At 68.2% G+C, this 13,624-nt stretch carries 9 protein-coding genes; 5 read left to right on the top strand and 4 right to left on the bottom strand.

Features of this window, described 5'->3' with window-relative positions; all coding sequences use genetic code 11:
- Positions 1-532: 532 nt before the first annotated feature.
- A complete protein-coding gene (locus TF1_RS03965; RefSeq protein ID WP_061783638.1) occupies positions 533-1,465 on the bottom strand; it encodes a hypothetical protein in 933 nt (310 codons plus the stop codon).
- Between the two features lie 313 nt (positions 1,466-1,778).
- On the opposite strand from TF1_RS03965, the gene TF1_RS03960 reads away from it, so the two are divergent.
- Entirely contained in the window at positions 1,779-2,549 is a 771-nt protein-coding gene (locus tag TF1_RS03960) for an OmpA family protein (RefSeq protein ID WP_016188317.1), read from the top strand.
- 178 nt (positions 2,550-2,727) lie between these two features.
- On the opposite strand, the gene TF1_RS03955 is transcribed toward TF1_RS03960, so the two are convergent.
- Positions 2,728-4,512, bottom strand: a complete 1,785-nt coding sequence (locus tag TF1_RS03955) for a hypothetical protein (protein WP_016188318.1) — start codon at positions 4,510-4,512, stop codon at positions 2,728-2,730.
- Positions 4,513-4,809: 297 nt separating this feature from the next.
- On the opposite strand from TF1_RS03955, the gene TF1_RS03950 reads away from it, so the two are divergent.
- Positions 4,810-6,231 (top strand): aldehyde dehydrogenase family protein, encoded by a 1,422-nt coding sequence (locus TF1_RS03950; protein WP_016188319.1) that lies wholly within the window; start codon positions 4,810-4,812, stop codon positions 6,229-6,231.
- 286 nt (positions 6,232-6,517) lie between these two features.
- Here the strand turns inward: TF1_RS03950 and TF1_RS03945 are convergent, their stop codons facing one another.
- Entirely contained in the window at positions 6,518-7,501 is a 984-nt protein-coding gene (locus tag TF1_RS03945; protein WP_061783636.1) for a trypsin-like serine peptidase, read from the bottom strand.
- Between the two features lie 134 nt (positions 7,502-7,635).
- Positions 7,636-9,234, bottom strand: coding sequence for a CocE/NonD family hydrolase (locus tag TF1_RS03940; protein ID WP_011291193.1), 1,599 nt, complete (start codon positions 9,232-9,234; stop codon positions 7,636-7,638).
- A gap of 347 nt (positions 9,235-9,581) precedes the next feature.
- Here TF1_RS03940 and dxr point away from each other — a divergent pair, with 347 nt between their 5' ends.
- The 3 genes from dxr to ispG all read left to right on the top strand — a co-directional run bounded on the left by dxr (position 9,582) and on the right by ispG (position 13,584).
- Positions 9,582-10,796, top strand: a complete 1,215-nt coding sequence (gene dxr / locus TF1_RS03935; RefSeq protein ID WP_011291194.1) for a 1-deoxy-D-xylulose-5-phosphate reductoisomerase — start codon at positions 9,582-9,584, stop codon at positions 10,794-10,796.
- Positions 10,797-10,806: 10 nt separating this feature from the next.
- On the top strand, positions 10,807-12,159 hold the full coding sequence (locus tag TF1_RS03930) for a M50 family metallopeptidase (RefSeq protein ID WP_011291195.1): 1,353 nt from the start codon (positions 10,807-10,809) through the stop codon (positions 12,157-12,159).
- A 267-nt stretch (positions 12,160-12,426) separates the two neighbouring features.
- Positions 12,427-13,584, top strand: a complete 1,158-nt coding sequence (gene ispG / locus TF1_RS03925) for a flavodoxin-dependent (E)-4-hydroxy-3-methylbut-2-enyl-diphosphate synthase (RefSeq protein ID WP_011291196.1) — start codon at positions 12,427-12,429, stop codon at positions 13,582-13,584.
- The last annotated feature ends 40 nt before the right edge of the window (positions 13,585-13,624 follow it).

Genomic DNA, 13,624 nt, shown 5'->3' with positions numbered 1-13,624 from the left:
GGCCGGTCGCACTCTGAAAAACGAAGGGGCGGGGACCCCGTGGGGTAGGTCCCCGCCGGTCGTGGAACCCTTCAGGTCAGAGCTTTCCGGCGCCGGTGCGCACGATGCTTGGAGTGCTGCTGGGGGTGTCGAGGGCGGAGGGGAGGGCGCCCACTGCCGTTGGGGCGCTCACTACCAGGGTGCGGACCGCGGTGGTCGCGGCGTCTGCCAGCGCTCCGGGGGTCGTCGAGCCGGAGCGGCCGCTGGGTGCGCTCGCATAGGCAGCCTTTCGTCGGGTGTGCTGCCGGCACCGATGGCGGCCGCGGGGCGGTCCGCCGTGGGGATATCGGTGACGACGGCAGGACGTGAAGGGAAGGCACGGCTTGGGCCGTGCCTTCGATCGGTGGAGGAGCCACCTTGACGGACACCGCGCTGTTAAGAAAGCGCTTTCCGTAAAGGAATTGTTACGGAGGGAATGCGATCGTGTCAATAGTTGACGTTGATTCACGGGTTTCCGCAGGACACGAAGGCTGCCCGTGGTCTGCGAGCAACGCTACGACGCGGCCGCAGGGGAACGCTCCACCCCCAGCATCGCGATCACAGCCAAAAGCCGGTCCCGCAGTACCTGCCCGCGTTCGCTGAACTCCCGCTGCGCCGCGGTGAACTCCGCCTTGCCCTCCGGGGTTTCAATGCACACCGGGGCATACCCGTGGTCGGACAGGTCGTAGGGGGAGGCGCGCATGTCCAGCTCCCGGATGTCCCGCGCCAACGCGAAGCAGTCCAACAGCAGCTCGCCGGGGACCGCGGGGGAGAGCTTGTACGCCCACTTGTAGCAGTCCATGGTGGCGTGCAGGCAGCCCGGCTGGTCGAGGGCGATCTGGCTTTCCCGGGTGGGCTGCAACTGGTTGAGCGGACGCGCCTCGGCCGTGAAGAACCGGAACGCGTCAAAATGCGAGCAGCGGATCCGATGCGACTCCACGACCCGGTCGGTGCCCTCGGCACCGAGCCGCAACGGCAGCGCATGCCGCCGCTCCTCAGAGGACTGCCGGTAGACCATCGCCCACTCGTGCAGGGCGAAACAGCTGAAGTTCGCGCTGCGCGCCCGAACCGCGGACAGCAGGTCGGCGATGAACCGCACCGCTTTGCCCCGGTCGGCGAGGAAAGCCGCGACGTCCAACTCCACACCCGTCACCGGGTCGCCGGAAGGCCCCGGGACCGTGGTCGTGCGGTACCAGCGGCGGAACACGTTCCGCGCGGACTCGCCGAGCAGCACCACTCCCGGTCCGGGATGCCAGCGACGCAATTGGGCGGGACGGTAGCTGTAGTAGGTGAACAGGAAGCTCTCCACCGGCCGCGCCTCCGGGCGCTGGGCGCTGCGGATGAACTCTTCGGCACGCGCGGCATGCCGGGCGGCGCGTTCCTGCCATTCCCGCTCGGTGAGAACGGTGCGGGGGTGAGCTGTCGCGAAAGGGGAAGAGCTGTCCATGACCACTCCAGGGTAGGACGTCGGGCAGGTCGGATGTATCCCGCTTCGTGGCGACGTTACCCGCCCCACAGGCAGAGTGATCTGCGTCACTTATTTCGCGGGAAGTTTTCAGCGGAGAAGTCGGACACGCCTGCCGCGCCCAACCGGGCAAATGGCGAGAAAACCGCGGCTCTGCATCCTGGGAAAGGCGTCGGGAAACCCTTTGCTGTCCTGCACTGAATCCCGTCCTGGACTGGGGTTTTCTACTCTCAGTCGCGTGACGGAACGACACTATGGGCAATGGCGGATCGCAGCGGTCCGGAACACGAGGACCGTGGGCTGGGCTCGAGAGCCACGGAAAGGACCGTGGTCCGGCTACGTCACCCTCCCCCTTGTCGGTGTCCTCGCCCTCGGCTTGTTCGCGTTCTCGGCCGTCCTGTTCCCGCCGGCAGCGCCTGAACAAGACACGATTGCTGTGGACACGCCAGAAGAGTCCGCGAACCCCGCAACGCCCCCGACCACCGCGGAGCCGCAGGAGCGGACCGCGGACGCCGACGTCTCCCCGCCCCAGGAAGACGCGGCACCCCTCCCCGAAGACCACCGGGCGCAGGCAGACGAGAACCACGAGCCCCAGGCAGACCCGCCCCGCACCATTACCGCGGTCGTCCACTTCTCCCACAACGGCACCGAACTCACCTACGAGGGGATCGTGGAACTGCAGCGCTTCGCGGAGGAAGCTGCCGCAGCCGACGCCTCCTGGGTGCGGATCGACGGGTACGGGGACGACACCGGCACCCCGGAAGCCAACCTGCAGGTGTCCTTGCAGCGCTCGGAAGAAGCCGCGGCATTCCTCCAAGAGATGATGCCGGTCGACGGGGTCGCCTTCATCACCGCCGGGCATGGCGCCGCCAACCCGATCGCCGACAACAGCACCGTGGAAGGCCGGGCCCGCAATCGGCGGATCGAGGCGGTCGCGGGCACCGACGCCGACTTCGCCCGCCTCTTCGATGCGGGCAGCACGCCCGCTATGCGGATGACCGAACCCGACAGCGACCCCGAACACGAGCCTGCGGCCGAACAGTCGCCGTTGCATCCAGGCCCCTAACCTGGTTTTCTCCGGGTGCGGCGGCCATGCCAGGCGCCGACAGCGGGCAGTAGAGTGCAGCGCGTGCCGATGCAGTCTTCGGGCCGCGGGCGTCGACCCGCCACGAGAGGCGGCAGCAAAAACAGGCACGGGCCACCGGCCTGTCCCGCGGCCCGAAGACCGGCCCGGCACGCTCCCGTCAATTCGTGCTGTGCACGGGCAGGTGACGGCCGAGATACCCGATGTAGATCCGGTTGGTCCGCCCGGGACCCAAGTCCGGGTAGTAGTACAGGCGCGGGCAGACCCCGTACTCGGTGTCCAGTTTGATGTGCGCGAACATGGGGACCACCCCGTCCGGGTGCACTTCGGTAGGCACCCGGAAGATGCGTTTGCCGCTGAACTTCGCCCGGTTCTGCACGGTGTCGCTCTCGTGGGCGGCCATCCGCTTCACCGGGATGGTGAAGAAGCCGTCAGGCTGGTCCCGCAGATAGTCGTGGAGCGGTTTGCTGTTCTCCGGGTGGGTCAACTGGTAGCGCACGTAGTCGTTGAGGGCCCGCAGCGCCTCCCACGCTTTCGTCACCCACAGCCGTTCTTTCTTGTGGCCGCTGAGCTCCCGCATGTCGTCGAGCGCGTCGTCGATCGTCACCCGCAGATAGGGGAAGGAGGTCTCATCGGTCATCCGCTCCCACAGTTCTTCGAAGTCCTCGGGCGGGACTTCGCTCGGCGGGATCGGAGGGTGGGTGGCAGCCGTCTCGTAGTGGCCGAAGTTGCGGAGCTGGTCGCGCAGCCACGTGTTCTCGTAGCGGGCTTTGCGTAACTGCTCCCGGTACTGGTTGCGTTCCCGCACCGTCTCCCTAAGTTCGGAGCGCAACTGCTCGTAGTCCCGTTCCAGCTCGGCGAGGCGCGCATTGCGCCGTTTCAGTTCGGCGGCCAACGCCAGGGTGCGTTCCCGTTCCGCGTCCGTGGGGTCGGGGGCGGGGGAGCGTGCCGCGGTCGCAGACTCGGTGCGGTAGACGACAGTCGCTTTGGAGACGCGCGGCGCCACAGGGGAGGCGGGAAGGTCCGCTTCCTCCTCGTCCAGCAGCGCGTCCACGTGGAGCAGCGCGTCAGGCAGCGCAAGGTTCAGTGCGGTGGTGTGCAGTGCGGGCATGAGTTTTCTGCCGACCCGGGCGCGGATCATCCTGCCGGTGCGGGACTCGTCCATGCTGCGCGCGCTGAGCATGGGGTGGCGCAGGTGGTCGGTGAGGTCGGTCAACTGCACCCCGGGCAGGAAGGTGCGGACCCCGCCCATGGGGATGCTGAAGTCTTTGGGGAGGCGGGCAGCCACCCGCTGCTGGGCTGCCCGGTCGAGCACATAGCCGGAGTACATGCCGCACGCGAACTTGAGCACTTGCCCTATCGCGTTCTGCCAGGTGAGGACGGTGAGGTCTGCGGGGACCCCGGTGGCGACCAGCGCGAGCCTGCGGGAGCTGTCGCAGATCGCGGTCAGCAGCGCCTCGACGGCCTGCTCGTCGCGGCCGCGGACGATGACCGGGGTTTCGGTGAGCATGGCCGCGCCGTCGAAGCACCGTGCCGAGTTCAGAAACGACCGCACGAGTTTGGGCCGGACCACTTCGAAGACCCCTTCACCGCCCACACCGATCCTCTCCCGGGGGGATGTCGCGGTCATCTCGATCCAGACGGTGCGATCGGCTTCGCGCCCCGGGTCGGACACGGCAGTCAGCACGGTCTGCCAGACGGTTCCGCTGCGCTCGTGCAAGGACTCGGTTTTGAGCCGGACAAAACGCAGGTTTTCGTCGGGGTTGTCGTGCCGGATGACTTTCACGGTGTAGCGGTGGTCCACCACGTAGTGCCCGGACCGGCTCATGTCCGGGGTCCAGCCGTCGGACTTCTGCGCAAGCCAGGCCGAAAACGTGTCGAGGCTCAGGTCGACGACGTCGCACGGCGGTGGAACGGTGAAAAGAGTGCGGTAAACGAGTGGCAAGCGGTGATCTCCAAATAACGGTTCTCGTCGCGGTCTCCTTGATGCAAGGCTCGGGCAGAAGGATTCCTACCCTGAACACGCGGAACAGCGGGGGAGGACCGTCGCGCGCTCTGACACCAGAGTGGCTGACCGGCATCGGCTGCGCCACCGAATGGAGACAACTGTGCACAACACTCGCACAGGCCCGCGGGAAAGGCGCGGGAACAGTGCAGAAATCGCCAGGATGGAGTGAAGGCCTGCGTTGTTGGGCCCGAATGGATGAGGAAGACGACACTGCGAAGCAGTAGCGTCACGAACATGTCTCAACGTCCGTTCTGGCTGGCCGGGTCAGCAACTACCGGCGACAACGAACTCACTGTCACCAACCCCTACACGGGGCAGACCGTGGCAACGGTCGCCGTCCCCTCCCCGGAACAGGTCGACCAGGCTGTGGCTGCCGCGCACGGTGCCCTCGACGCCACCGCGGCGCTCCCCGCCCACGTGCGCGCTACGGCCCTCGCCCACGTGGCACGGCGGCTCCAGGAGCGCTCCGAAGAGATCGCCCAGCTCATCACTGCGGAGAGCGGGAAGCCGATCTTGTGGGCGCGTGCCGAGGTGGGGCGGGCTGTCTCCGTGTTCACCTGGGCTGCAGAAGAGGTCCGCCGCGACAGCGGGCGGGTGCAGCGCTTGGACACCGACAGTGCGGGGGAGGGTCGGATCGCGTTGATCCGCCGCGTCCCCAAGGGTGCAGTGCTGGCAATCTCCCCGTTCAATTTCCCCCTCAACTTGGTCGCGCACAAGGTCGCTCCGGCGATCGCGGTGGGCGCGCCTATCGTGGTTAAGCCCGCTCCCGCGACGCCTCTTTCTGCATTGGTGCTCGGCGAGATCCTCGCTGAAACCGATCTGCCGGCCGGGGCGTTCTCCGTGCTGCCGATGCCGAACGAACTGGCGCAGCCGCTCATCACCGACGAACGGCTGCCGGTTATCTCGTTCACCGGCGGCCAGTTCGGCTGGGAGCTGCGCAAGATGGCCCCGAACAAGCACGTCACCCTCGAACTGGGTGGGAATGCTGCGGCCGTGGTGCTGGCCGACGCCGACTTGGACTGGGCGGCCCGGCGGATCGCCCTGTTCGGCAACAACCAGGCCGGCCAGGTCTGTATCGGCGTGCAGCGGGTCATCGTGGAGGACGCCGTCTACGACGAGTTCGCCGCGAAGCTGGTCCAGCGGGTCGAAGAGCTGGTGACCGGGGACCCCGCCGACGAGGCCACCCAGGTGGGGCCGCTCATCAACGAGGCTGCCGCGGCCCGCGTCGAGCAGTGGGTGAACGAGGCGGTGGCGGGTGGGGCCACGGTTCTCACCGGCGGCACCCGGGACGGGGTGACCATGGCTCCGACCGTGCTGGCGGACGTCCCCGACGACGCGAAGGTGGTGTGCGAGGAGGTCTTCGGCCCGGTGATGGTGCTGCGCCGGGTCAGCGGCGTGGATGAGGCGTTCGCCGAGGTCAACAACAGCAAGTACGGCTTGCAGGCGGGGGTGTTCACCCGGGATCTGGCGACGGCGTTCCGGGCGCACCGCGAGCTGAAGGTGGGCGGGGTCATCATCGGTGACGTGCCCACGTACCGCGCCGACCAGATGCCCTACGGCGGCGTGAAGAAGTCCGGGGTCGGCAAGGAGGGGGTGCGTTCCGCGATGGACGACCTGACCGACGAACGGGTGATGGTGCTCACCGGGGTGCTGTAACCCGCATGCGAAGCGCGGCCTCGGAGCTGGTCTTCCGGTCCCGGCTCCGGGGCTGCGGGTGGTGCCGCCCGACGCGTGCCCGGGCGGCCGGGGCCGGGCTGGACGCCGCCTCCACGTTACTCGTCCGGCTCGGCCCTTCCCTTGTCTCTACGGGTGGTGGGTGCGGGGCTGTGCTGCGAGTGGGCGGCAGCCGCACGGTCTGCGGCATGCCTGTGTGCCCGGCGGACCCTGCGGGTGGGCCCGCCGGGCGGTGTGTGCAGCCGGCACTCGGGTGCCGGTGGTCCGGTTACAGGATCTGCGCGGCCTCGTAGACGCGCCGGGCTTCGTCGCCGAGCCGGGGACCGTATTGGACAGCGGCGTTGTCGGTGTACTTGAAGCTGGTCAGCGAGGTGATGGTTCCGGTTCCGGTGGTGGTGTCGAAGTCGGCGAACCACGGTCCGCCGCTGGAGCCTTGGGTCATGGCGCAGTCCATGCCAGAGCCTAGGGTGCCCTGCCGGTCGGGGTGGGTGGCGCCCGCGCAGTAGTACAGGTGGCGTCCCGAATAGGGCGGGGACGACGGGTAGCCGAAGGCGTGCACGTAGGGGGCGATGCGTCCGCTGAAGGAGACTTTCTGGGCCCCGGTGCGGTCGGCGACGTGCCGTCCCCGAAGGTCGGTGTTGAGGACGACGAAACCGAAGTCGTAGCTGTCGTCCCCTTGCCGGGACCACTTGGGGGAGACGAGCATGTCGCGGGCGGTGTACCGGCCGTAGGGGGCGCGACCGTCCGCGTAACCGGGGACGAAGATCCAGTTCTCCGCCCACGAGCCGGTCTTGTTCTTCAGGCAGTGCCCTGCGGTGAGGACAGTGTCGCGGTTCTGCGCGTTGATCACCGAGGCAGTGCAGGTGTAGTCCACGCCGTCCAAGGTGAGGTACACCCGTCCGGTGGTGGCGGCGACCAGGCCTCCCCCGGTCCAGCGGCGGACCGAGGAGTCGGACAGGCTAGTCGTGTCGGTGTCGGTGTCGGAGGCGCGGCGGCCGCCGAGGAGGGACAGGGAGACGGGCAGGTCGTCGAGGGCGGAGGGAAGGGGGAGGGCGGCAGCCATGCGGTCGGGGGTCCAGTAGGCCGCGACGGCGCGCTGCTGCTCGGGGGTGGTCGCCGCGGACTGGTGCACCACCTCTGGGGCCGGGTCCAGGGGGACCGGGTGGGAGGGTTCAACAGCCGAGGCGGGGGCTATCCCGGCTGCGACAAGCGTGAGTGAGGCGAGGAACGCATACATGATTGACCGGTTCATGTCCCCGAAGCATGCCACACTCTCCGTGTTCAAGTGACTTCTTTTAGTTATCTTTGCTGGCTGTGCGGGGACGAACCGCGGAAAAGGCACGGCCTCCCCGGCGCGGAGGGAGGCCGTGGTCCAGGGGTCAGCCGTTAGGCCGTGGGAATGCGCAGCCAGGACGGGTCGCCGGCGGGGGAGCTCACCGTGACGGTGCTGCCCACGCCGTTCTCGCTGCCGTAACGCAGGTCCTGGCCGTCGATGACGAGGGCGAGGCGGTGTCCGGAGGGGACGCGCCATACCACGGGTTCCAGGGCGATCTCCACGGTCTGCGCCTGGCCGGGGGTGGCTCCGCGCAGGGTGTAGGGCTTGTGCGTGATGAGCGCTCCCGTGCCCGAGGAGTTCACCGCGTACAGGTAGACGAACAGGCTGGCCTCAGACCGGTTGGGGGTGACCGTCAACCGCAGGCGCGGGGTGCCGCTGACGGTGACGTTGGTGAGGGCCGGACCGGTCCACACCCCCGCGTAGACCCGGCTGACCAGGGGCAGCGCCACCCCGGTGGGGATCTGGGCGAGCTGCTGGATTGCGCCGCTGAGCATGAGGGCTCCGCTGTTGGCGGTGGTGCCCAGCGCGGTGCGGATCTGGTAGTTCCAGCCGGTGGCGGGGTCGGGGGAGAGGCCGCCCGTGCTGAGCCAGTTGGTCCAACTGGCCGCGGGCTTGGTCAGGTGGTAGACGAGCTCCCCGGAGGAGACCGACTCCCAGTCGGGGTATCCGGTCCACGGTCCGCTGCCGCTGTTCGGCTTCACCTGGACGGGGGGTTCGGTGTTGATGCCGTTGTCGATGCCGCGCAGGTGGTGGTCGAACCAGCGGTTCAGCGACTCCCACGTCTCGTTGGGCAGGCCGAACGCGCCGAACGCCTCTTGGGTGGCGTGGTCGCCTGGGGCCAGCATCAGCCGCTTGGGGGTGGTCAGCGCGCTGTAGAAGTCGATGATCTGGCCGGGCGGGAAGATGCCGTCGTTCCAGGCGTGCGCGATCATGACCGCGGTGCCGTGCGCGTTGATGGCGTCGACTTTGGTCGCGGGGGAGCGCACGGGGGCGGCGTCCAGGGCGGGCTGCACGTCGCCTCGGCGGTAGCCCTGCTCCATCTCCTGGAGGGTGGTGCCGGGCCGCCCGGTCAGGTGGGCGGAGGAGAGCAGGAGTTCGACGGCCTGGGTGCTGAAGGTTTCGTTGGGGTAGATGGAGGCGGTGAGGTCAGCCCAGCCGCTCATGGCGCCGACGGCTTTGATCCGCGCGTCTTCGGCGGCGGTGAGCAGGCTGATGCCTGCGCCGTAGGAGATGCCGGCCATGCCGATACGGTCCGGGTCGGCGTCGGTGTTGGCGAGCGCCCAGTCGATGATGGCGCGGGCGTCGGCGACGTCCCGTGGTCCGGCGACTTCGATCCGGCCCCCGGATTCGTGGAAGCCGCGGGAGGTGTAGCTGATCACCTGGTAGCCGGATTCGCGGGCGAGTTTCCAGGCCGCGCCCACGTAGAGCAGTTTGTTCGTGGACCAGGCCGAAGGCATGACGAGGAGGGGGTGGGGGCCTTCGGTGCCGGTCGGGGTGATGACGAGTGCGCTGAGTTCCGTCCCGTCGTCGACGGGGATGCGGACTTTCTGGGTGGTGGACCCGACAGTAGCGTGAGCGGGGGGTGACAGTACTGCTGCGCTGAGTAGCGCAGCAAGGGTGACGCTGATGACTGCGGACAGTCGTTTCATAAGACCTCGTTCCGGAATGAGCGGGAGATACCGACGGCCGCGCCTGCCGTCGCATCCCGGGTGGGCCGTAGGGGGCCTTTGGGGAGGCCCCCGCTACTGTGAAGTAAGTTACTTCGTCGTTAAGTTAAAGCCGGGATAAGTCTTTTGTAAAGGCCTTCTTGTGAAGGCACTCACTCTTCCTGGTGGGGAAGGCCACTGGGCTGCGTGTCTCCTGGCTTCACCGGTACCGCGCCCTCGAAGCCGCCGATCCAGGACAAACGAAGCGGACGCTACGCCACAATGGGGGTGTGACCACTGCTGTTCCACCCCAAGAGGTGTTCGACCCGACCCCCGCACCGGCTGCCCGCATGCCACGCAGAGTCGTCATCCTCGGCTCCACCGGATCGATCGGCACCCAAGCCATCGAGGTGGTCCGGCAAGAACCCCACCGCTTCGACGTGGTCGGACTCGCCGCTGGCGGCGGACGCCTCGACCTGCTCGCCGACCAAGCCTGCGCCCTCGACGTCCAAGCCGTCGCGGTCGCCGACGCCGTCAAAGCCGCTGAACTGCGCGACAAGCTCTCCGCACGGGGCAGTGCCGCCAAAGTCCTAGCCGGACCCGAAGGAGTCGCGGAGCTCGCCGCCTGGGACTGCGACGTGGTGCTCAACGGCATCACCGGGGCGCTCGGCCTGGAATCCACCCTCGCTGCGCTGCGCGCCGGACGGCTGCTCGCCCTTGCCAACAAAGAATCGCTGATCATCGGCGGCCCGCTCGTCCGGGAGCTCGCCGTCCCCGGACAGATCGTGCCCGTGGACTCCGAGCACTACGCGATCGCCCAGTGCTTCCCCCGCCTGCCCGCCGACCAGCTCACCAGCCTGGCGCAAGGCAACCTCGCCGCCCGCCGCGACCACGTGCGCCGCCTCGTCATCACCGCCAGCGGCGGACCGTTCCGCGGCCGCTCCTCCGCCGAGCTCGCCGACGTCACCCCCGAGCAGGCGCTCGCCCACCCCACGTGGCGCATGGGCCCGGTCATCACCATCAACTCCGCGACCCTGGTCAACAAAGGGCTGGAAGTCATCGAAGCGCACCTGCTCTTCGACATCCCCTTCGAACAGATCGAGGTCGTCGTCCACCCGCAGTCGGTCATCCACTCGATGGTGGAGTACGTCGACGGCTCCACCATCGCCCAGGCGAGCCCGCCCAGCATGCGCATCCCCATCGCCTACGGCATCGCCTGGCCGGACCGGGTCCCGGAAGCCGCTCCCGCCATCGACTGGACCCGGGCCCACCAGTGGACCTTCGAACCCCTCGACCACGAGGCGTTCCCCGCCGTGCGGCTGGCCTGCGAAGTCGGATCTGTGGGCGGGACCGCGCCGGCCGTGTACAACGCCGCCAACGAGGAGGCCGTCGCCGCTTTCCTCGCCGGGCGTCTGGCATTTCCGGCGATCCTGGACACCGTGGCGCGGGTAGTCTCAGAACACCGGGGAGAGAGCCGAGGGACTGTGCCGCGGCTCGAAGATGTCTACGAAGCCGACGACTGGGCCCGACAACGGGCCAAGGAGCTCATCTCCCGGCAGGGATGAGGAGACGTACATGGTGGCGTTGCTGACCGTGCTGGGGATCGTCCTCATGATCCTCGGCCTGCTGTTCTCAATCGCCTGGCATGAGCTGGGACACCTGGTACCGGCCAAGCTGTTCGGTATCCGCTGCACCCAGTACATGGTCGGCTTCGGAAAAACGCTGTGGTCGGTCAAACGCGGCGACACCGAGTACGGCCTCAAAGCGATCCCGCTCGGCGGATACGTGCGCATGGTCGGGATGATCCCGCCCGCCGCGCCCGCCGACCCCGACAAGCCCATGTCGCGGTGGCGCGCCATGATCGAGGACGCGCGTGAAGCGTCCTACGTGGAAGTCGAACCCGGCGACGAAGACCGGCAGTTCTACCAGCGGCCGCCGTGGAAACGGCTCATCGTCATGTTCGGCGGGCCGTTCATGAACCTCGTCCTGGCCGTGGTCCTGTTCGCGGTCCTGCTCATGGGGATCGGCGTCTACCAGCCCACCACCGTGGTCGGCGCCGTCCACGAATGCGTGGTGCCCGCCACCGCGGCGACCAGCGAATGCCCGGAGGACGCCGACCCGTCCCCCGCTGCCGCGGCCGGGCTGCAAGTCGGCGACCGGATCGTCGCGGTCAACGGCCAGCCCACCCCCGACTGGGAGGCCGTGCAGTCCGCGATCCGCGCGCACATCGGTCCCGGCACGGTCGACGTGATCCGGGACGGCGAGAAGATCACCCTGCACGCCGACTTCATCGAAAACCAGGTGGTGAAACGGGACGAGGACGGCAACACGGTCGTCCGCCGGGACGCCGACGGCGATCCGATCCTCGACGAGGAAGGACGGCAGATCCCGGAGACGGTCACCGCCGGCTTCCTCGGTTTCGCGCCGCAAGAGCAGCGGCAGACGCTCAGCGCCGCAGAGACCGCTGCGTTCTTCGGTGACACCGTGGTCTCCGTCGGCAAGGCGATCATCACGCTGCCGTCGAAGATCCCCGACGTGTTCGCGGCGGCGTTCCTCGGCGCGGAACGCACCCCCGACTCCCCCGTCGGCGTGGTCGGCGCCTCCCGCATCAGCGGCGAGATCCTCGCGATGCCCGCCCCCGTCCTGGACCGGGTCGCGATGCTGATCAACCTGCTGGCCGGGATCAACCTGTTCCTCTTCGCCTTCAACATGCTGCCGATCCTGCCGCTGGACGGCGGGCATATCGTCGGCGCGCTGTGGGAGTCGGTCCGCCGCTGGACCGCCCGGATCTTCAAACGCCCCGACCCCGGACCTTTCGATGTGGCCCAGCTCATGCCCGTGGCCTACATCATGGTCGCCTGCTTCGTGGGCTTCAGTCTGATGCTGCTGGTCGCCGACATCGTCAACCCGGTCCGCCTGATCTACTAGCAGCCCGGGGAGTACCTTCGGTGATACGTCGGCAACACACAGGTGAACCAGCGGGAATGCCTGGGCGAAGTCCGAGGCGTTCCCAGCCCGACCATGGCAGGGAACGGTGCCCGATCCGGGTAGCCTTGTGACACATCGACTCACGGCGAGGTCTCCATCCCCCGTGCCCTGCCGCGACGCAGGTCTGCGCCGCGGCGACGTTCCCCGGTAACCAAGTAAGTCGAGCGATGCCGTCGGCCACCCCGGCGGCCAGCGAGGTGAAATCGCGTGTCCGTCGATCTCGGAATGCCCGTTGCTCCTCCGCAGCCGCTGGCGCCGCGCCGCAAAACGCGGCAGGTCATGGTCGGCAACGTCCCCGTGGGCGGCGACGCTCCTATCTCGGTGCAGTCGATGACCACCACGGTCACCGCGGACATCAACGCCACGCTGCAGCAGATCGCCGAGCTGACCGCGGCGGGGTGCCAGATCGTGCGGGTCGCGGTGCCGAGCGCCGACGACGCTGAAGCGCTGCCGATCATCGCGAAGAAATCGCAGATCCCGGTGATCGCCGACATCCACTTCCAGCCCAAGTACGTGTTCGCCGCGATCGACGCGGGCTGCGCGGCGGTACGCGTCAACCCGGGCAACATCAAGAAGTTCGACGACAAGGTCGGGGAGATCGCCAAGGCCGCCTCTGAAGCGGGGATCCCGATCCGGATCGGCGTCAACGCCGGGTCGCTGGACAAGCGGCTGCTCGCCAAGTACGGCAAGGCCACGGCCGAAGCGCTCGTGGAATCAGCCCTGTGGGAGTGCTCCCTGTTCGAAGAGCACGGCTTCCACGACATCAAGATCTCGGTCAAGCACCACGACCCGGTCGTCATGATCCGCGCCTACCGGATGCTCGCCGAACGCTGCGACTACCCGCTGCACCTGGGGGTCACCGAAGCGGGCCCGGCCTTCCAAGGCACGATCAAGTCCGCGGTGGCTTTCGGTGCACTGCTGGCCGAAGGTATCGGCGACACGATCCGGGTCTCCCTGTCGGCTCCCCCCGCGGAAGAGGTCAAGGTCGGCATCCAGATCCTGGAGTCGCTCGGGCTGCGGCAGCGCGGCCTGGAGATCGTCTCCTGCCCGAGCTGCGGACGGGCCCAAGTCGACGTCTACACCCTCGCCAACCGGGTCACCGCGGGCCTGGAAGGGCTGGACGTGCCGCTGCGCGTGGCGGTCATGGGATGCGTGGTCAACGGCCCCGGTGAGGCCCGTGAAGCGGACCTGGGCGTGGCCTCCGGCAACGGCAAGGGCCAGATCTTCGTCAAGGGCAAGGTCATCAAGACGGTGCCGGAGTCGCAGATCGTGGAAACCCTGATCGAGGAGGCTCTGCGGATCGCTGAGGAGATGCGCGCCGAAGGCGTGCCCTCGGGCCAGCCCAGCGTGGACGTGGCGGGCTAGACCGCACAGTCTTCGCGCGGGGGCCGGACCGGCCCCCCTT

Origin of the sequence: Thermobifida fusca NBRC 14071 = JCM 3263 (assembly GCF_001592045.1) — a bacterium.
GTDB classification, from domain to species: Bacteria; Actinomycetota; Actinomycetes; order Streptosporangiales; family Streptosporangiaceae; genus Thermobifida; species Thermobifida fusca.
The sequence above is the reverse complement of the archived record's forward strand: the minus strand, read 5'-3'. Positions and strand labels throughout refer to the sequence as shown.

Bases quoted from the DNA above. Each gene is read 5' to 3' on its own strand.
- TF1_RS03945 (WP_061783636.1), bottom strand. From the start codon at position 7,501: ATGAACCGGTCAATCATGTATGCGTTCCTCGCCTCACTCACGCTTGTC.
- TF1_RS03950 (WP_016188319.1), top strand. From the start codon at position 4,810: ATGTCTCAACGTCCGTTCTGGCTGGCCGGGTCAGCAACTACCGGCGAC.
- TF1_RS03930 (WP_011291195.1), top strand. From the start codon at position 10,807: ATGGTGGCGTTGCTGACCGTGCTGGGGATCGTCCTCATGATCCTCGGC.
- TF1_RS03965 (WP_061783638.1), bottom strand. From the start codon at position 1,465: ATGGACAGCTCTTCCCCTTTCGCGACAGCTCACCCCCGCACCGTTCTC.
- TF1_RS03940 (WP_011291193.1), bottom strand. From the start codon at position 9,234: ATGAAACGACTGTCCGCAGTCATCAGCGTCACCCTTGCTGCGCTACTC.
- dxr (WP_011291194.1), top strand. From the start codon at position 9,582: ATGCCACGCAGAGTCGTCATCCTCGGCTCCACCGGATCGATCGGCACC.